13 protein-coding genes are annotated in these 18,482 nt (G+C 71.8%); 8 read left to right on the forward strand and 5 right to left on the reverse strand.

What is annotated here, in order from left to right; all coding sequences use genetic code 11:
- The first annotated feature begins 65 nt into the window (after nucleotides 1-65).
- Both H6726_09780 and H6726_09785 read left to right on the forward strand, forming a co-directional pair.
- Nucleotides 66-1,790: an alkaline phosphatase family protein gene (locus H6726_09780; GenBank protein MCB9657924.1), complete on the forward strand. Its 1,725-nt coding sequence runs from the start codon at nucleotides 66-68 to the stop codon at nucleotides 1,788-1,790.
- The gene (locus tag H6726_09785; GenBank protein MCB9657925.1) at nucleotides 1,780-2,952 is read left to right on the forward strand and encodes a glycosyltransferase family 4 protein; all 1,173 of its coding nucleotides are present in this window, start codon (nucleotides 1,780-1,782) and stop codon (nucleotides 2,950-2,952) included. The genes H6726_09780 and H6726_09785 overlap by 11 nt, the downstream gene beginning before the upstream one ends.
- Before the next feature lie 75 nt (nucleotides 2,953-3,027).
- Here the strand turns inward: H6726_09785 and H6726_09790 are convergent, their stop codons facing one another.
- The 4 genes from H6726_09790 to H6726_09805 form a co-directional block, all read right to left on the reverse strand.
- Nucleotides 3,028-5,295 (reverse strand): PQQ-binding-like beta-propeller repeat protein, encoded by a 2,268-nt coding sequence (locus H6726_09790; GenBank protein ID MCB9657926.1) that lies wholly within the window; start codon nucleotides 5,293-5,295, stop codon nucleotides 3,028-3,030.
- Between the two features lie 152 nt (nucleotides 5,296-5,447).
- Entirely contained in the window at nucleotides 5,448-6,311 is an 864-nt protein-coding gene (locus tag H6726_09795; GenBank protein MCB9657927.1) for a carbon-nitrogen hydrolase family protein, read from the reverse strand.
- On the reverse strand, nucleotides 6,308-7,846 hold the full coding sequence (locus tag H6726_09800) for a mechanosensitive ion channel (protein ID MCB9657928.1): 1,539 nt from the start codon (nucleotides 7,844-7,846) through the stop codon (nucleotides 6,308-6,310). The genes H6726_09795 and H6726_09800 overlap by 4 nt, the downstream gene beginning before the upstream one ends.
- A 616-nt stretch (nucleotides 7,847-8,462) precedes the next feature.
- A complete protein-coding gene (locus H6726_09805; GenBank protein MCB9657929.1) occupies nucleotides 8,463-8,960 on the reverse strand; it encodes a hypothetical protein in 498 nt (165 codons plus the stop codon).
- Nucleotides 8,961-9,025: 65 nt separating this feature from the next.
- On the opposite strand from H6726_09805, the gene nadA reads away from it, so the two are divergent.
- Entirely contained in the window at nucleotides 9,026-10,486 is a 1,461-nt protein-coding gene (gene nadA, locus H6726_09810) for a quinolinate synthase NadA (protein ID MCB9657930.1), read from the forward strand.
- Between the two features lie 35 nt (nucleotides 10,487-10,521).
- Nucleotides 10,522-11,604, forward strand: a complete 1,083-nt coding sequence (dnaJ, locus tag H6726_09815) for a molecular chaperone DnaJ (GenBank protein MCB9657931.1) — start codon at nucleotides 10,522-10,524, stop codon at nucleotides 11,602-11,604.
- A 12-nt stretch (nucleotides 11,605-11,616) separates the two neighbouring features.
- Here dnaJ and H6726_09820 read toward each other — a convergent pair whose 3' ends face one another.
- Nucleotides 11,617-14,004, reverse strand: coding sequence for a transglycosylase SLT domain-containing protein (locus tag H6726_09820; protein MCB9657932.1), 2,388 nt, complete (start codon nucleotides 14,002-14,004; stop codon nucleotides 11,617-11,619).
- An 85-nt stretch (nucleotides 14,005-14,089) separates the two neighbouring features.
- Here H6726_09820 and H6726_09825 point away from each other — a divergent pair, with 85 nt between their 5' ends.
- The 4 genes from H6726_09825 to H6726_09840 are packed head-to-tail and all read left to right on the forward strand — an operon-like array spanning nucleotide 14,090 to nucleotide 18,460.
- Entirely contained in the window at nucleotides 14,090-15,166 is a 1,077-nt protein-coding gene (locus H6726_09825; GenBank protein ID MCB9657933.1) for a hypothetical protein, read from the forward strand.
- On the forward strand, nucleotides 15,163-17,505 hold the full coding sequence (locus tag H6726_09830; GenBank protein MCB9657934.1) for a c-type cytochrome: 2,343 nt from the start codon (nucleotides 15,163-15,165) through the stop codon (nucleotides 17,503-17,505). The genes H6726_09825 and H6726_09830 overlap by 4 nt, the downstream gene beginning before the upstream one ends.
- Nucleotides 17,505-17,930, forward strand: a complete 426-nt coding sequence (locus H6726_09835; GenBank protein ID MCB9657935.1) for a DUF192 domain-containing protein — start codon at nucleotides 17,505-17,507, stop codon at nucleotides 17,928-17,930. The genes H6726_09830 and H6726_09835 overlap by 1 nt, the downstream gene beginning before the upstream one ends.
- Nucleotides 17,927-18,460, forward strand: a complete 534-nt coding sequence (locus tag H6726_09840) for a hypothetical protein (GenBank protein ID MCB9657936.1) — start codon at nucleotides 17,927-17,929, stop codon at nucleotides 18,458-18,460. Before H6726_09835 ends, H6726_09840 begins: the two co-directional genes overlap by 4 nt.
- Nucleotides 18,461-18,482: the final 22 nt, after the last annotated feature.

Below are 18,482 nucleotides of genomic sequence, written 5' to 3' on the forward strand. Positions count from 1 at the left end.
GCGGCGGCCACAGCCAGCCTGGTAGCTCGGGAATCGGGCCACATCCTCCTGCGTACCTGCACCCCATGAGCGCACGACACCTCATCCTCGGCTTCGATGGCTTCGATCTCGAGCTCGTCCGCGCGCTCGGTCCGGAGGTGCTGCCGCACGTGCACCAGGTCATGAGGCGGGGCGTGTTCGCGGCGCAGCGCAGCGTCCAGCCGCCAGCGACCCTGCCCAACTGGACTACGTTCCTGACGGGGGTGGACCCGGGCCGCCACGGGGTCTTCGACTTCACCACCCGGCACGGCTACGACGTGCGCTTCTCGGGCGGGAGCGTGCGCGAGGCGCCCAGCGTGGTCGGCCGTCTGGATGCGTTGGGCCTGCGCTGTGCATGCCTCTTCTTTCCGGCGACGTATCCTCCCGAGCGCCTCGCGCACGGCGTGTTCGTCAGCGGCTGGGATGCCCCCGTGGCGTTCGAGGCTGACGCATCGTTCGTGTGGCCGCCCGCGCTGCACGGCCCGCTGCTGGAGCGCTTCGCGGCAGGACGCTTCGACGACGTGGACGAGTTCGACGCCGACCGTCCTGGCTGGCACGCCGAGCTGCCCTCGGCGCTGGTGGAGCGCGTCGGGCGCAAGCGGGACCTCGGCGCGTGGCTCCTTGGGCGCGAGACGTGGGATGCCTTCGCCCTCTACTTCGGGGAGAGTGACACGGCCGCCCACTACCTGTACGGACTGCACGACCCGCGTTCGCCGCGGCATCCGAGCGACCATCCCGAGGCTGCGCGTGCCCCCAGCGGCTTGACCGAGGTGTACGTCGCGCTCGACCGCGCCCTCGGGGAGCTGCTCGTCGCGGCCGCTGGCCAAGGAGGGCCCGAGGCCGTCGAGCTCACCATCGTCAGCGATCACGGCTCTGGGGGGAGCTCCGACACGGTCATCTACCTGAACCGGGTGCTCGAGGAGGCCGGCCTGCTGCGCTTCCGCGAGGCGGGCCTCGAGCGCGAGCTGGTCGGGCGCTTGAAGGAAGCGGCGTTGACGCGGCTCCCGCCCGCCTTGCGCGAACGGCTCTTTGGTCTGTTCGGGACGGTGCTCCCCAGCGCCCTCGAGTCGCGCGCGCGCTTCGGGGCCATCGACTTCGCGCACACGACGTGCTTCAGCGACGAGCTCAACTACATGCCCGCCGTCCACCTGAACATCCGCGGGCGAGAGCCCCAGGGGACGGTGGCGGAGTCGGACCTTCCCCGAGTGCGCGCGCAGGTCGTCCGCGCGTTGCAGGCGCTGCGCGACCCGCTCACGGGTGCGCCCGTGGTGGCCGCCGTGCACCGCCGGGAGGACCTCTTCGAGGGGCCGTACGTCGAGCGCGCGCCCGACCTGCTGCTCGAGCTACACCCGGACCGCGGGTACACCTACAACCTCATGCCGTCGGGCGGCGCGCCGCCAGGGACGGGCGCATTTCGCCGTCTCGCGCCTGACGAGTGGCTCGGCCGAAAGGGGCGCAGCCTGCCAGGGAGCCACCGCCCGAACGGGTTCTTCGCCGCCGCCGGGCCACGCATCAGCGCGATGGGTGAGCTCGACATGCACATCGCCGACGCCACGGCGACATGGCTCGCGCGCATGGACGTGGCGGTCCCGCCGGAGTTCGCGGGGCGCGTGCTGTACGAGGCGCTCGGCGAGGTGGTCGGCACGACGGAGAGCGGCGCGCACGTCCGAGCCCTCCCCGACCTCCCCGCCAGTCGCGCCCTACGTGATGACAGCGCCGCCGACGAAGCACGCGTCGAGGCCCGCCTGCGTGCCCTTGGGTATGTCGACTGACCGCGCGCCCGCCGTGCTGCGCAGCCTGCACGTGGCGTGCATGCCCTTTCCGACCCCGCAAGGGACGCAGGCCATCGTCGCGATGATGGTGCGTGCGCTCCGCGAGGCTGGTCACGACGCAGCGTTGCTGACCTACGCCCATGGCGTGGCGACGCCAGGCGCACCAGAGCCGGAGCGCCTCTCCGACTGGCCTCGCGTTCGCGCGACGCGCAGCGGTCCCTCGCTCGGCAAGGTCGCGCTCGACCTCCGCATGGTCGCGGCGGTCCGACGCCGGCTGCGGCGCGCGCCCGTGGACGTAGTCGTCGCGCACAACGTCGAGGCCGCTTGGGCCTGCGCGGGTGTGGGCGACGTGCCGGTGGTCTACTACGCGCACACCTCCATGCGCGAGGAGCTGCCGCACTACGCGCGCGCGACGTACAAGCGGTCGGCTCGTGCCCTCGGCGCGCTCCTGGACCGGGGCGCTTGCGCCGGCAGCGCGGCGGTCTTCGCGCTCACGCCCGTGCTGACCGAGCGCTACGCTCCGCTGCACGCGCACGTCCGCTGCGTGCCTCCGCCCTTCGAGCGCCCACCTGGCGCGCCACCGGATCGCGCGCGAGCCCGGTCCATCCTGGGGCTCGGTCGTGGCGACGTGGTCGCGCTCTACGCCGGCAACCTCGACGCGTACCAAGGGCTCTCGGTGCTGCTCCATGCGCTGCGGCAGCGAGGAGCGTGGACCTGCCTGGTGGCCACCGACTCCGACCCAACGCCCCTACGCGCGGAGGCCGTGCGCCTCGGGGTCGCGGCGCGCATCCGGTGGGCTCCACTCGCCACCGAACGGGACCGCGCCGTGGTCCACGCCGCGGCCGACGTCGCCCTCGTGCCCCGCCGTGCGCCGGGCGGGCTGCCCATCAAGCTGCTCGACGCGTTGGCGAGGGGTGTCCCGGTCGTAGCGGGGGCACGCGCGCTCGCTGGTCTGCCGCTCACCGCCGCCGTGACGGTGGTTCCGGATGACGACCCGGCGGCCCTGGCCGAGGCCGTCGTCCGCGTCGCATCAGGTCCCGCCGCAGCGAACGCCTCCGAAGGAGGGCAGCACGCGCTAGACCGTGCGGGGCTCACGCCAGACGACTTCGCGACGCGCTTCCAGCAGGCCTGCGCCAATGTCGTGCGCGTCGCGCCGGGGTAGACCGAGCGCCTCCGTCGGACATCGGTGAGCTCCGCTCGCGGCGTGACACGAGCGGGTCACGCGCGATGCCGCGCGTCAGCCACGCACCAGCTCCAGGTGCGGCACGGGCGCGTGCGCGTTCACGTGGCCGCTCTCCTCGGCGACGAAGACCCATCCACGCTCGTCCACGCGAATCCAGTCCGGCACCAGCTCGCAGCGCAGCCCGTCGCCGATGCGTGACCCGTCGTGGGGCCGCAGCACGTGTACCGTCGAGGACGGGACGAACAGCGCCCCGCCGCGCAGCACGGGCTCGAGCCGACGGGGCACCTCGTCCGCCCCCGCTTCGCTCAGAGACGCGCTCCAGCGGGTGTGGCCGGTCTCGAGCTCGAGGGCCGACACGCGGCCGTCCGGGCTGTTGCAGACCAGTAGATCATCCACGACGAGGGTCGCGGCCCCCGAACCGAGCCCTGGGTCGGCCACGTCCCAGCGCACGTGCTCGCGGTCGCTGCGGTACGCGATCGCTCGCCGGACGCCATCGCGCGACACGGCGACCGCGATTCCGTGCTTGTCCGGCACGGGCGAAGCGAGCGGGGCGCCGTCCAGCTGCGTGGTGAAATGCGCCTTTCCGCTGTAGAGGTCCACGACGTGCAGCGAGCCGTGTCTGGCCCCGAGGGCCCCTGCAGCCACGACCACTCGGTCCCCCACGACGACGGGCTTGGTGGCGAGCCGCTCCTTGGTCGCGTAGCACCACAGCTCGTCACCCGTGCTGGTGTCGACCGCGTGCAGTGTGCCTTCGGGCGAGCTGAGCAACAGCACGCGCCCCACCTTGACCAGCTGCAGGCCGCTCGCGCTGCGACTCGTGAAGCGCCAGCGCGGCTGTCCCGTGCGCAGGTCGAGCGCGACCACGCGCTGCCCTTCCACCAGCGCGACCATGGGTGGGACGCCTGGGCCGCCGAGCAGCATGCCGGGCTGGGGCGCGCCTGCTCGGGCGTCCACGCGCGCGGTCGCGAACGGTTCGCCATCCGAGACGTCGCAGAACTCGACGCGCCCGTCGGAGCTCGTCCGTACGAGGGTGGTCCCTGCCATGAAGGCGCTGGTGTCGACGCCCGCGCGCACCCACAGCACCTCGCCGCGCTCGCGACCGATGCTCACGGTGTGCCGCGCCGTCGCCATGACGATGCGGTCGCCGCACAGGAAGGTGCTCGCGGCGTCCAGGCCATCCACGGCCACGCGCCACCGCTCGCCGAAGCGCAGGGCGCGCACGTGGGCGACGGGGGAGGGCGTCGCCTCGCGGACGGGTTGGGCAGGCAGGGCGTCCACGATGTGTCGTACACGCTCGGGGTCATGGTTGACGAAGCCGCGTGCGTTCTCACGTTCGCGCACGGCGCGCCGCAGCTCGCGCACCTCGTCGCGCAGCGCGCGCACACGCAGGTTGCGCCCTTGGGCGCGGTCAGCGGCGATCATCGCACGCACCAGGTCGTTCGCGAGTCGCAGGATGGGCTCCGCCGTCTCGCTCAGCTGCAGCGCCGGGGCCGTGACTGGCTCGCCCGACTCTCCGGTCAGCGAGAGCGCGATCTGCCGGTCCGCGTCGAGCCGTACGGCCACCTGGAAACGGCCAGAGCGCAGGCGCACGTGCGTGGGGCGCCCCGAGTCCCACGCGTCCACCAGCACGCGCACCGCGACGATCAAGCGCTGCACCGCAAGCAGCACCGGCCCCTGAACGAGCGGGACGCGACGGCCGCGGACGTAGGCCCACAGCGTCCCTTGGAAGAACAGCGCGTGGATGTCCGCGCGGGCGGAGCGCTTCGAGAGCGCCTCCTGGCCGCGCGGGAGCTTGACCTCGTAGCCGAACGAGAGCGCGACCTCGTCCTCGGGAGCCGTGGCGTCACCGCCGCGGTGCCGCAGGGCGCTCGGCAGTGAGTCCACGGGGGCGATGCCCTCCGTCCCGAGCTGCTCCGCCAGCTGCAGGTGAATCTCGCGGCGCGCGCCCTCGAGGTCTTCGGCCTCGGCCAAGAGCGCCTTGCGGCAGGCGTCGAGCATGCGGCGCAGCGTCACGGGGCGCTCCAGACAGAACAGCTCCGGCACGCTGTCCGTGCTGTACTCACTCACGCCCAGGCGCTCTCCGCTGCGCACCAGCGCGATCTCCCGCGCGCTCTCGGCCAGGGGCAGCAGCACCTTGCGCTCCACGCCACGAGCGAGGAGCAGGCACGCGCCCGCCAGGTCGGTCACCGGCGGGAGCTCAGCCTCGGCCTCGGCCCCGAGCAGCACGGCCGACAGCCGCCGCCGTGCGTCGATGGCCTTGGGGGACGAGGGGGGCAGGGAGGGGGTCGCGGCGCGCGCGGGCAAGTCGAGGTTCAGCGTCATGCTCATTCGGGTGCCGCCAGGGGCGGGCTACGCACGAATGGTAGGAGGCCGGACTACTCTGGATCCAAAAAACGGGGGATCCCGAAAAGTTGACGAGAGCCCCTAAAATCAGCGCCGCGACCGGTTCGAAAGCGATCTGTTCCGGCGCGCGCTCAGGTCGGGCGAGCGCGCTCCCGGCGCGTCACCTCGGGGCGTCTGTGGCGCAGGCTCGGGAGCTGCGTGCGGATGCTGGTGACGAGCTCTGGCCGTATCGTCGCGACGGCCGCGCCCTCGCCCTCACCGCACTGTGCCAGCACCGTGCCCCATGGGTCGATGACCATCGCGTGCCCGTACGAAGCGCGGCGCCCGAAGTGCGTCCCCGTCTGCGCCGCGGCCAGCACGTAGCACTGCTGCTCGATCGCCCGCGCGCGCAGGAGCACGTGCCAGTGGTCCTTGCCGGTGGTCAGCGTGAACGCCGCGGGCACGGCCAGCGCCACGGCGCCGAGGTCCACCAGCTCGCGGTACAGCTCGGGGAAGCGCAGGTCGTAGCAGATGGACAGACCGAGCTTCCCGAAGGGCGCGTCCGTGACCACCAGTTCATCGCCCGCCTCGATCGTGTCGCTCTCCATCACGCGCGTGCCGTCCTCGAGGTCGACGTCGAACAGGTGCACCTTGCGGTACGCGGCCCGCACGCTCCCGTCGGGGCCGATGTGGACGCACGTGTTGAACACGTGGCTCGGTGTGCGCCCCTTCTCCCAGAACCCGCCATAGACCACGTGGCGGCCGAGCTCCCGCGCGAGCGCGGCGCAGCGGGTGAAGATGGGGCCATCGCCGCCCAGCTCCTCCGCGACCTCCAGCTTGCCCAGCTCGGGGCCCAGATAGGCGAAGCACTCGGGCACCAGGATCAGCTCGGCGCCCTGCTGCGAGGCCTCGGTGACGGTGCGCGTGACGGCGTCCAGGTTGGCGTCCACGTCGTCGCGCGAGTTGATCTGCACGACGCCGACGCGGGAGGGGCGAGGGGTCTCGGGGGTGGTCATGGATTGTCGTTGTCCGTGTCTTGGGCGCCGAGGGAGAAGAAGCTCTTGATGCGCGAGAGCAGCAGGTTGCTGCCCCCTTCGTCATCGCCTTCGTGGATGGAGTGGCCTGCAGAGGACTCCGTCCCGAGCGCCTGGGCGCGCGCCGCCAGCACCTTGCTGATGGTCTCCGCGATCTCGGGGGCTGCGTCGAGGATGGGACGGAATGCGACCTTGTCGATCACGAGCAGCTCGGTCTCTTCGTCCGCGACGACGCTCGCTTTGCGGTTCTCGCCGGTCATGAGCGACATCTCGCCGAAGAACTGGTCCGGGCCAAGGGTGGCTACCTCGACCTCCGCGCGGCCGCGGTTGCGCACCAGCACCCGGACGCGGCCACTGCGGATGATGAACAGCTCGTGGCCGACCTCGCCCTCCATGATGATGCGCTCCCCGGGCGCGAAGAGCTGCGCGTGCGCGTCCTCGACCAGCGCGCGCTTCGCGTCCTCGGGGAGCGTCGCCAGGAAGTCGACGTGGTTGAGCGTCTCCAGGCGCTCCGCGGCGCGCGCCGCCTCCCGCTGCGCCAGCGTCTCGCGGTTGACCTCGTGCATGTGCACGGTCCGGCGCGGCATCGGGATGGTCGCGCCCTCGCGCTGCAGCGCGTACCAGATGCGGTCGCGCACCGCGCTGGCGATGACCTCACGCGAGGCGAAGTCGGTGGTGTAGTAGAGCACCTCGTACACCACGCCTCGCTCGTCGAACTCACGGGTCAGCACGGACGGCGCGGGGGCCGTCAGCACGCCCCGCACGGTGCCGACCGAGGCCGCCAGCACACGGTGGACCCGCTCGGGTCGCAGGTCCGCCGGGGCCGCTACGGTGACCGAGCGCCGCACCACCTTGCTGGGGCGGCTGTAGTTCTGCAGTAGCGCCTTGGCCAGCGTGGTGTTCGGGACGGTCATCTCCACGCGCTCGATGGAGATGAGCCGTACTGCGCGCCAGTTCATCTCCACGACGCAGCCGATGTGGTGCTCCTCGGCGTCGAAGCTGATGAAGTCGCCCACCTCGAACGGCGCCTGCATCTGCATGGCCAGTCCCGAGAACAAGTTGCCGAGCGTGTCCTGTAGCGCGAAGCCGATCACCGCAGTGAGCAAGGCCGAAGCGCCCAACAGCGAGCCGAGCTCCACGCCCATCGCCCGTAGGACGACCGTCAGCGCGGCCGCGAAGAACAGCCCCTGCACCAGGTCGCCGAGGATGCGCGGCGCTTCGCGCCCGACCGAGCGCAGCACGATGCCGTGGTAGAGGATCAGGAATGTGCTGCGGGCGAGGGACAGCAGCAGGAAGAACAAGCCGATGATGCCGAAGGCCTCGTGCGCCACGTGCTCGGGCGGCGTGACGGAGTGCACCATGGCGGCCAGTCCGAACAGCACGAGCATGGCCACGGGCAGCTTGGCGCGAAAGCGCTGGTCCTTGGGCAACACCAAGAAGCCCACCAACGCGAACAGCGCCGCGATGAACGCTGCCCCCGCGCCCAGGCTCGCCAGCTGTTGCAGGACCTCGGCCATGACGCGCCGAGGATAGCAGCGCCGGGACTACCCTGGGGCTCCCCAAGTCGTCCGTGGCGGTGCGGTCGCTTTTGCTGTGCACGGTCACGAGGACGTGCACGTGCACACTCACCACCACGCGCACGCGCACGGCCACGAAGACGAGCACGATCACGATGACGCGCACGGTCACGAGCACGTGCACGACCATGCGGACGAGTACGACTTCGACCACGGGGACGTGTACGACCCCCCATCTCGTGTTCGTCCTCGTCCTCGTGCACGTTGTCGTGATCGTCGGCGTGCGCGTGCGCGTGCGCGTCCTCGTGAGTGTGCTCGTGGCCGTTCCTCGAAGCGTGAATTCGCGCTCGGCTCCTGGCAGGTGGCTAGCCTGGGCGGTGGGCTCTGCCGCGGTCGTGGTCCGTGTGCGTCGTGGTCGTGTCGTGCGTGCGTGCGTGCGCCGACGATCACGAGGACGTGCACACTCACGGCCACGCGCACGCGCACGCGCACGTTCACGTAGACGAACACGAAGACGAACACGAGCACGAAGACGATCACGAGGACGCTGGACCTCGCACACGTCCGACCTGCGGCGCGTGGTCAGGTCGGAGCTCGGGTGTCGTCGGGAGGTCGCTCAGTCGGCTTCTTGGGCCTCGTCGGACGCGGAGTTGGTGTTCATCCACATCGCCGCCTGATCACTGCGGTACACCACCGTGTCGCCCTGGGTGAACTCGAAGTCGTACCGACAGAACGCCCGCGCCGCCCCCTTTCGCACGCGCGTGGCCGTGCAGGTCAGGGTCAACGGGCGCCCCATCTCGCCCAGGGCGAGGAAGCGCGCCTCGTAGATGCGCCCGCCGTAGCCGATCCAGCCGTCCGCGTGGCGCAGGTCGAGCACGTAGTACGCGTGCACGAAGCCCATCATGCCGGTCATGTGCACCATCAGACCGCCGCTCACGTGCTGCGGGTGGTGCACGGGGTGGGCGCGCTGCTCACGGGTCAGCGGCAGGTCGGCGTGCGCGGGCATGCGCGCGACCACGCGGCTGGCCGAACGGTCGACCTCGAGGAGATCGTCCAGCAGCAGGCCACCTGGGCCGTACGGGCAGTCGGCGACGAAAGCGGGGTCGAGGGCCATCGCGGCGGAAGATGGCACCGGCCTGCGGGTGACGCACGCGCTCGGCGGCGTATAGTGGGCATCCCATGACCACCGCGCCGACGCAGCCCTTCCCGTCCCTCAAGATCACAGCCGACGCTCTCGAGCCCCAGGGGGCCTTCGCCGAGGCCCAGGCCATGTACCTCTCGCCCGACGCGGCCACGGTGGCGCAGCTGGACGCGCTGCTGCGCGAGAAGAACGTCGGGGTGGTCGCGCACTTCTACATGGACCCCGAGCTGCAGGGCGTGCTCGCCCGCTGCACCTGGCCGCACATCCACGTCAGCGACTCGCTCCTCATGGCGGACAGCGCCATCGCCATGGCCGAGGCGGGCGTGCGCAACGTGGTGGTCCTGGGCGTGGACTTCATGAGCGAGAACGTGCGCGCCATGCTCGACGCGGCGGGTCACCGCGACATCCCCGTCTACCGCGTCACGGCGGAGCCCATCGGCTGCTCGCTGGCCGAGTCCGCCGAGGCCGCCGCGTACGGCGCCTACCTGACGGAGGCCAGCGCCGTGCCGCGCGCGCTGCATGTGGTCTACATCAACACCAGCCTGGTCACCAAGGCGAAGGCCCACGCGCTGGTCCCCACGCTCACGTGCACCAGCAGCAACGTGGTCCGCACCGTGCTCCAAGCGGCGGCGCAGGTGCCCGACGTGAGCGTCTTCTTCGGGCCCGACACCTACATGGGTCGCAACCTCGAGCACCTCTTCCGCTCGCTGGCAGAGATGGACGAGGCCACCGTCGCGGCCGTGCACCCTGCCCACACGCCCGCCACGGTGCGCGCCGTGGCGGAGCGCTTTCACTACTTCGAGCAGGGCACCTGCATCGTGCACCACATGTTCGGGCGCGAGGTGGTGGAGCAGGTGGAGCGCAGCTACCCCGACGCGTTCGTCACCGCGCACCTCGAGGTCCCCGGCGAGATGTTCGCGCTGGGGCTCGAGCGGCAGCGGCGCGGGGCGGGCGTGGTCGGCTCCACGTCCGACATCCTCGGCTTCATCACGCGCAGCCTGAAGAGCGCCGTCGCGGCGGGGTCAGGCGAGCCTCAGACCCTCCAGTTCGTCCTGGGCACCGAGGCGGGCATGATCACACCCATCGTGCGCGAGGTGCAGCAGGTGCTGCGCGACGCCCGCGCCCAAGGGGGCGCCGAGGTGGCGGCCGAGATCGTGTTCCCCGTGTCCAGCGACGCCATCGCCAAGGCTCCCGACTCGGAGCTCGCTGTGGTCCCCGGGGTCGCGGCGGGCGAAGGCTGCTCCACGGCGGGCGGATGTGCGACCTGCCCCTACATGAAGATGAACTCGCTGCGTGCCCTGCTGGCCCTCACGGAACGTCTGGGCGGGGACGAGCCCCTCGAGCGCTACTTCCCGCGCCTGTACGCCGAGACCATCCGCGGGCGGACCACCGCGGAGCTGGGCGGTGAGCCCATCCTGCACATGCGCGCGTTCCAGCGGGCGGGCCAGCTCCCCGACGCGCTGGTGGCCGATATTCTGGGGCGAAACGCGGCTGCTTGACCCACGGGGATGGCGCCTTATCTTGCGCGCCCCGCATGTCCAAACGCGACTACTACGAAATTCTCTGCGTCGAGAGGAGCGCGGACGCGACCACGCTGAAGAAGGCGTACCGGAAGCTCGCGGTCCAGTACCACCCCGATCGCAACCCCGACGACCCCTCCGCCGAGGAGAAGTTCAAGGAGGCCAGCGAGGCCTACGCGGTGCTGAACGACGCCGAGAAGCGGGCCATCTACGACCGCTTCGGCCACGCCGGGCTCGAGGGGCGCGGACCGGGTGGTGGCGCCGGCTTCCAGGACATGGGCGACATCTTCAGCTCGTTCCAGGACATCTTCGGCGACCTGTTCGGTGGCGGAGGGGGCGGCTTTGGGTTCGGCGGGCGGCGCCAGAACCCCAACGGCGCAGCGCGCGGGGCCGACCTACGCACCGAGATCGCGCTCACCCTGGAGGAGGCGGCCTTCGGCGTGCAGCGCGAGCTGGAGCTGCGGCACCCCACGCCGTGCAACGCGTGCGACGGTCGCGGCGGCGAGGTGGCGACGTGCACCGCGTGCGGCGGTCGCGGGCAGGTGGGGCAGAAGCGCGGCGCGTTCGTGTTCTCCAGCACCTGCCCGACCTGTCGCGGCACCGGCGCGAAGGTGGTGAAGGCCTGCGAGAAGTGCAACGGGCGCGGCGAGGAGGACCTCGAGCGCAAGGTGCGGGTGTCCATCCCGGCGGGTGTGGACACGGGGCAGACCCTGCGCCTCACGAACCAGGGGCAGGCCGGGACGCGTGGCGGGCCGGCCGGGCACCTGCACGTCACCGTGGTGGTCCAGCCGCACGAGCGCTTCCAGCGCGACGGCTACGACCTGGTGCACGAGCTGCACCTGTCGTTCCCGGAGGCGGCGCTCGGCACCGAGGTGGAGGTGCCGGCGCTGAAGACGGGCGACCCCCCTGTGAAGGTCAAGATCCCGAAGGGCACGCAGCCCGGCGACGCCCGCGTGGTGCGCGGCGCCGGGATCCCGCGTCTCGACGGACGCGGTCGCGGTGACCTGGTGAACGTGATTCAGGTCGACGTGCCCAAGGAGCTGTCGAGCAAGGCCAAGAAGCTCATCGAAGAGCTGGGTCGCGCGCTCGGCGAGTGACCCCGTAGGGCCTCAGCCTGGCGGCGGGATGGTGTCCGGCACGCTCGGCAGGCGGCCCGTCTCGAGCCAGCTGTACACCCCGTACGACTGCAACACGCGGCGCGTGTAGCGGCGTGTCTCGTCGTACGGGATCTCCTCCACGAACAGGTCGAACGCGTAGCCGTCCTCGCGCTGCCGCTCGCGTAGCCAGCGGTCGAGCGCGCCCTGGCCCGCGTTGTAGGCTGCGGGCACGACCGCGACGTTGGTCGGGTAGCGGTCGAACAAGAAGCGCATGAAGTGCGTCCCGATGCGGAGGTTGGTCTCGGGGTCGCGCAGCGTGCTGGCGTTCACGGTCAACCCCAGCGGGGCTCCGAAGCGTCGCGCCGTGGGGAGGATCACCTGCACGAGCCCGTAGGCGTTGGCCCAGCTGACCGCGCCAGGGTTGAACGAGCTCTCTTCTCGCGCGATGGCGCGCACGAACGCCGCAGGCAGCTCTTCGCGGGCCGCCGTCTCCTCGATGAGCGGTGAGAACGCCGCTGGATAGGCGAGGCGCCAGAGCGCGCGACCGCGACCGACCGGGAGCGTGCGACGCAAGGCGTCGGCGTGGTCGCGGATGAGCTGCATCGCTCCCGTCCTGTCGCCGGTCCGCTCGTAGAGCGCCGCGGTGACCCACAGGAGCTCGTTTTCAGGCCCGCCGTGCACCGCGCTCAGCGCCTCGAGCGCCCACCGCGCGCGCGATGCATCGCCCACGCGGAAGAGGGACACTGCCGCGCGGAACCCGTCGGAGTGGTGCAGCGGTCGGTCCGGGAAGCGCAGCGCGGGTTCGGCTCCGGTGTGTCGGAGCGGCGCGAGCGCGGCCTCGAGCGCCTCGGCGGAGACCGCGTTCAGGCGAGACGCCGACAGCTGAGCGTGGTAGCTCAGGGGCCACTCGCGGATCACGCGCGTGTACATGGCGACCGCCTCGGGGAGCTGCTGGAGATCTTGGAGAGTACGCGCCATCCAGTAGGCGCTGCGCCCCTCCATCCCCTCGCTGTCCGCGGCGCCGAGAGGGCCGCTCAGCGCGGCCTCGAGGTGCCGTCGTGCGCCAGCCCAGTCGGAGCGTCGGCGAGCCTCGAGCGCTAGCTCGACCAGGGCGCGTTCGCGCATGTCGCCGGTGGGGTAGCGCGTGGGCAGCTCTCCCATGCGCGCGCGGAACGCCTCGGCGTTGCCACGGTCGAGCTCCAACATCGCGGAGCGATAGCGCGCGTCATCGGCCAAGCGGTGCGTGGGCGCCTGCCGCTCCAGCGCATCGAACTGCGCGATGGCTGCGTCCGCGTCGCTCAGCGAGGCGTATCCCCGCCCGGCGTCATAGCGGCCCCAGGCGACCTGCTCCAGATCGCTGCAGTGCTCGCCCACCCACGAGAGGTGGCCCACCGCGGCGCGACGATCACGCTGACGGAGCAGCGCCCGCCCCGCTTCGAGCTTGGCCTCGCAGCGCACCGCGCCTTCGCTACCGGGTTCGGCGGCGATGCGTGCGTACTGCTCGGCTGCGAGCTCGAAGCGCAGCGCGCGCGCGTGCGCCGCCGCTTCCTGGAGGCGGAGGGGCAGGGCCGTGGTCCGCAGCGCGTCGCGCTCGGCGGCAGTCAGGGCGTCTGCCGGGAGGCCGTCGATCAGGCTCTCGACGCGCGCGAGGCAGGATGTCGCGAGCGGCGTGCCAGCCGACCGTGTGGCCACGCGTCGCAGCACCGCGATGGCCTCCGTCACGTCGGCGACGCTGCCGCGCGCCGCGAGCAGGCTGACGAGCGGCATGCCCGCGCTGACGGCAGCGACGTCGTCCGGTGTGGCGGCCACGATCGCGCGGTAGCGAGCGATGGCGTCGTCGCGGCGACCCACCGCGGTGAGCGCGCGCGCCTCGGTCATCTGCGCGGTCCACGAACCACCCCACGGCCCCGTCAATGTCGCGGCCAGCTCCGCCGCGCGGGCAGGGGCGCTCGCCAGCAGGCTCTCGGCTAGCTGCAGCCGCGCGTACGGGGAGAGCGGGTGCCCAGCGTCCGAGAGCCACGTGAGGTGGGCGGTGCGCGCGAGCACATCTCCGCTCTGCTCGGCCACCACCGCCGCGAGCCAGTGCAGCTCGGCCAAATCGTCTGGGGCGGCGGCTGCTGCCAGTGCGGCATCCACGAGCGTCCGCGCGGCCTCGTGGTCGCCACGCGCGAGCGCGCCGCGCACCATGCCCACCGCCGACGTCGGTGTCGGCACCGCCGCCGCTGGCGAGAACCCGTGCCCCGCGCGCTCCGGCGCTGGCGTGGCCGACTGCGACGCGGCCTGCGGGAGCACGTCCGCCGGGGGTTCCGCCAGGGACGGGAGAGGAGCGCTCACGCCCAGGGAGAGGGCGGCGGTGAGCCAAGAGAGCCCTATGAGCGTGCGGCGTGCCCGAGAAGCCATGCCAAAAAGCTAGTCGAGCGGCGAAAAAGAGCAAAAACTCGGCTCATCCTGGCCTCACTCCGGTCGCCTCGGTACCCTGCGCCCCGTGCCATCCTCCATCCACCCCCTGGGCGCCGTCGTGCGCTCTCCTCGCTCGGCCCTCGGGACGCGCGCACGCTCGCCGTGGGCCGATGGACGTGGCGTGGCGTGGGTCTTCGGCTGCGTCATGCTCGCGCTTGGCTGCGGTGGCCCTTCGCGCGCCGCCGGTTGGGAGCTCGAGCGCGAGAGCGAGGGCTTTGGTTGGTGGCTGAGCGCCTGGGCGCCGCCCGGCGGCCCCCGCTACCTGGTAGGCGGCACGAACCAGCGCGGGCGGATCGTGTCCGACGCGACCGGGGTGCTGGCCGAGGTCGTGGGCGTCCCGGAGGGGCCGCTGCTCAACTGGGTCTTCGGCTGGACCGCGGACGACCTGTTCGTCGTGGGCAACAGCGGTACGGTGCTGCACTTCGACGGCGACACGTGGGAGCGCAACGACACTCCCACGACGGAGGCTCTCTGGGGTGTTTGGGGTGCCGCGCCCGACGATGTCTGGGCGGTTGGGGGCGCGGGCCGTGCGGGCTCCACGCCCGTGCTCTTGCACTATGACGGGCTCTCGTGGCGATCGGTGGATCCGCCAACCTTCGGACGTCCCGGTGTGACCGCGCTCTACAAGGTCTGGGGGACCGCCGCCGACAACGTCTACGCCGTCGGCCGAGCAGGGGTCATCCTCCACTACGATGGCGACACCTGGTCGGAGGAGACCTCCGGCACCGGGGACGACCTGATCGCCCTCCATGGGTCAGGCCCCGACGAGATCGTCGTGGTCGGCGGCCGCTCGAACGGGCGCGTGGTGATCTGGGATGGCAGCACCTGGCGCAGCGAGTCGTTGGCGCCCCTGCCCGGACTGAACGGGGTGTTCATGCGCACGGCGGGCGTCGCGCACCTCGTGGGTGTGGAGGGCACCATCGCGCGGCTCGATCTCGTGAACCTCGTGTTCCGTGAAGAGGTGCCCGCGACGCGACTCGACTTCCATGCCGTGTTCGGTGACGACTCGGGCGTGCTGACGGCGGTCGGCGGCAACTTCAGCGAGGCGCCAGGCGCCGAGCAGGGGGTGTCGTTCGTCCGCGCCCTGGCGAGGGACGAATGAGCATCGAACGCGGCAGTGTCCGGCGCACGACCCTCGCATGCGCGCTGGCCTGCGTCGCGTCCATCGGTGCCGGATGTGGGGGCGACGCCGCACCCGTTGCCCCAGGGATCTTCGCGCCGCTCGGAGAGGTCATGCCGCGCGCGACGGAAGAGCAACGGGCCACGTTCGCGCGTGGCCGGGCGCTGGCCCTCCGCCCCTTCGCCGTCTCGGACGGGCTCGGCCCACCTTTCAACGTCTCCTTTTGCCTCGGCTGTCACGAGAAGCCCGTGTTCGGAGGCGCTGCCGGGCACTACCGCGACTTCCTGCTCGTCGCGTTTCGCGACACCGACGGTGCGTACGTGCCGCGCGGGGTGAACGGCGTTCAGGTGCAGTTCCTGACCAGCCTGCGTGGGCGTGTGGCCGAGGAGCCCTTCGTCAATGTCACCGCGACCCGCAACCCGATCCCGTTCTTCGGGGTGGGCGCGCTGGCCGAGATCACCGACGAGGAGATCTTGAGCCGCGCCGACCCGGACGATCGCGACGGTGATGGTATCAGCGGCCGCGCGAATTTCGACCGGGGCTTCGTCGGACGCTTCGGTCGAAAGTCGCAGACGGTGTCCATCGAGGGCTTCATCCGCGGCCCCCTCTTCAATCACCTGGGCATCACCAGCGTGCCGCTCACCAACGAGGCTCGCCAGCGCCTGCCGCTGCCCTCGGGCGTCACCACAGCCGACGCGCCGTTGCGTCTGGGTTCCTCGGTAGCTGGTGCTCAGGCCGCCCAGGCCGCGGCGCCGGACGAGCCGAACTTCGACGCCGATGCCGTCCCGGATCCCGAGCTGTCCCCCGAGGAGCTGTTCGACATCGTCGCGTTCACGATGTTGCTCGCCGCCCCCGAGCCCGACGCTCCGACCGTCGCGTCCGAGCGCGGCGAGCGCCACTTCCACGCGCTGGCGTGCGCCACCTGCCACACCCCCGCGCTGCGCGGACCCCACGGGCTCGTCCCCGCCTACAGCGACCTGCTGCTGCACGACATGGGGCCCGAGTTGGCGGACGGTATCCAACAGGCGCTCGCGACCGGCTCCGAATTCCGCACCCAACCGCTGTGGGGCGTGGTGGCGGTGGCCCCCTACCTGCACGACGGGCGCGCATCCACGTTGGACGAAGCGATCCGCGCCCACGGCGGTGAGGCTCAGGCCGCGCGCGAGGCCTACGAAGCGCTGTCGAGCGATGAGCGGGACGACGTGATCGCGTTCTTGTCTTCGCTCGGCGGGGCGCGCGAACACACGGACGGACTCCTGCCCGCAGGTGCGCCGCTGGTCGCCGGTGGCCAGCTGGGCGCGCCGCGTCCCGGGCTCGGCGCCGCCGAGCTCGAGCAGTTCACCCGCGGTCGCGCCGTATTCGATCGGGACATGACGCGGGCGGTGGGCCTCGGTCCACGGTTCAACGGTGACTCCTGCCGCGCGTGTCACTTCCAGCCCGCCATCGGGGGCGCGGGGCCGCTGGACGTCGACGTCATCCGCAACGGGCAGCTGGTGATGGACGTGTTCACGGCGCCCGCAGGCGGCACGATCCTCCACCGCCACGACGTGAGCGGCGAGCGGCCGGCGCCCGAGCCCGGCAGCAATTTCTTCGAGCCGCGGCAGACACCATCGCTCTTCGGGCTGGGTCTGGTCGACCGCATCCCCGAGGCCACGCTGCAGGCGCTGGCCGACCCGGACGACGCCGACATGGACGGCATCTCGGGCCGCGCTCACGTGTTGCCTGACGGTCGGGTGGGACGTTTCGGGTGGAAGGCCCAAGTGCCCAGCCTGGCAGAGTTCGCGCGCGACGCGCTCAGCGCCGAGGTGGGCATCACCTTGCCACCGCAGGCGGGCGCCACGTTCGGGGCGCTCTCGGATGGGGACGCCTTCCCCGACCCCGAGATCTCCGTGGACGACATCGAGGATCTGGTGGCCTTCATGGTCGGGCTCGACGCCCCGGCGCGCGGCTCCCGTGACGCGCCCACGGAGGCGCTCGGTGAGTCCTTGTTCGGCGCCGCCGGCTGCGCCGCCTGCCACGTTCCGTCCCTCACCAACGCGGACGGAGTGGACGTGCGCGCCTACTCCGACTTCCTGTTGCATGACGTGGCGTCCCCGCTCTCGGGGGGCATCGTGGACGGTGACGCCACTACGCACGAGTTCCGTACCGCGCCGCTGTGGGGGCTGTCTCACAGCGCGCCCTACATGCACCACGGGCGAGCCGAGACGGTGCGCGAGGCCATCGGCGCCCACTCCGGAGAGGCCGAGCCCGCCCGACTCGCCTTCGAGGCCCTCACAGAGGGCGACCAGGCCGCGCTGCTCGCCTTCCTCGCCGCCTTGTGATGGCCAGGCTCCTCGGCGCATGCGTGGCGGGTGTCGGCGTGTTGCTCATGGGGTGCGAGGGCATGCCGGCCGTGACGATCCACGGGCCCGACGAGACCCTTCGGCTGCGCGCGCACGTGCTGGTGGCCGAGACGGCCGACGAGCGCCGCATGGGCCTCGTCGGTCGCCGCGAGATGGCCGAAGGGGAAGGGCTCCTGCTGCTCTTTCCCTTGGAGGGCGAGGTGTGCATCACCAACGCGGAGGTCGTCTTCCCCATCGACGCCGTGTTTGCGGACGCGCTCGGCCGGGTCGTCGCGGTCGAGCGCTCCATCGCCGCGGGGGATCCGTCACTGCGCTGCCACGCACCCGTCCTCACGGTGCTCGAGCTGACGAGCGGGGCGGCCCTTTCGGTGCAGCCCCACGACGTGCTAGAGCGTCGGCCATGATGAAGCACCCCGCGCGGCGTGACCGACCCCTCGACCGCTCTCCGCACGCGGTTCCAGCTGGCGCGCTCTGCCGCGTAGCGTTGGCGGCGTTGGCGCTGTGCCTGTTCGCCTGCGGCAAGTCCGACGGGAACTTCTCCCCGTGTGTGGCGTCGCCCGACTGCAGCGGTGGGCGTCAGTGCTTCACGCTCAACAGCGGCGCGGGCGTGTGCCTTGGGACGTGCGCGGCAGAGCAAGCGCTGTGCGACGGCGGCGAGGCGTGCGTCCCCCCGACCGCTGCCGACGGCGACTGGGTCTGCCTGCCTGGGGGGAACGTGGCCATCGGGGGGGCGTGCAACCGCAGCGTGGACTGTGACCTGGGTGGCGTCTGCGTCACCGACGCCACGATCACCGTGTGTCGGCGGGCGTGCGACCCGCGTGCGCCCATCTGCGCCGCCGGGACGCAGTGCAGTGCGTGGAGCGACACCCGCGGCTACTGCGCGCAGATCCCCGTGGCCCCCGACATGGGCACGACGGCCGTGGACGGCGGTTGAGCGCGAGGGACGAAAGAAGTCC

This window comes from Sandaracinaceae bacterium, from assembly GCA_020633055.1.
In the GTDB taxonomy this organism is placed as follows: domain Bacteria; phylum Myxococcota_A; class Polyangia; order Polyangiales; family Houyiibacteriaceae; genus JADJJE01.

What these genes read in the sequence shown, in the direction of transcription:
- H6726_09780 (MCB9657924.1), top strand. Translation starts at nt 66, where the DNA reads ATGAGCGCACGACACCTCATCCTCGGCTTCGATGGCTTCGATCTCGAG.
- H6726_09785 (MCB9657925.1), top strand. Translation starts at nt 1,780, where the DNA reads ATGTCGACTGACCGCGCGCCCGCCGTGCTGCGCAGCCTGCACGTGGCG.
- H6726_09790 (MCB9657926.1), bottom strand. Translation starts at nt 5,295, where the DNA reads ATGACGCTGAACCTCGACTTGCCCGCGCGCGCCGCGACCCCCTCCCTG.
- H6726_09795 (MCB9657927.1), bottom strand. Translation starts at nt 6,311, where the DNA reads ATGACCACCCCCGAGACCCCTCGCCCCTCCCGCGTCGGCGTCGTGCAG.
- H6726_09800 (MCB9657928.1), bottom strand. Translation starts at nt 7,846, where the DNA reads ATGGCCGAGGTCCTGCAACAGCTGGCGAGCCTGGGCGCGGGGGCAGCG.
- H6726_09805 (MCB9657929.1), bottom strand. Translation starts at nt 8,960, where the DNA reads ATGGCCCTCGACCCCGCTTTCGTCGCCGACTGCCCGTACGGCCCAGGT.
- nadA (MCB9657930.1), top strand. Translation starts at nt 9,026, where the DNA reads ATGACCACCGCGCCGACGCAGCCCTTCCCGTCCCTCAAGATCACAGCC.
- dnaJ (MCB9657931.1), top strand. Translation starts at nt 10,522, where the DNA reads ATGTCCAAACGCGACTACTACGAAATTCTCTGCGTCGAGAGGAGCGCG.
- H6726_09820 (MCB9657932.1), bottom strand. Translation starts at nt 14,004, where the DNA reads ATGGCTTCTCGGGCACGCCGCACGCTCATAGGGCTCTCTTGGCTCACC.
- H6726_09830 (MCB9657934.1), top strand. Translation starts at nt 15,163, where the DNA reads ATGAGCATCGAACGCGGCAGTGTCCGGCGCACGACCCTCGCATGCGCG.
- H6726_09835 (MCB9657935.1), top strand. Translation starts at nt 17,505, where the DNA reads ATGGCCAGGCTCCTCGGCGCATGCGTGGCGGGTGTCGGCGTGTTGCTC.
- H6726_09840 (MCB9657936.1), top strand. Translation starts at nt 17,927, where the DNA reads ATGATGAAGCACCCCGCGCGGCGTGACCGACCCCTCGACCGCTCTCCG.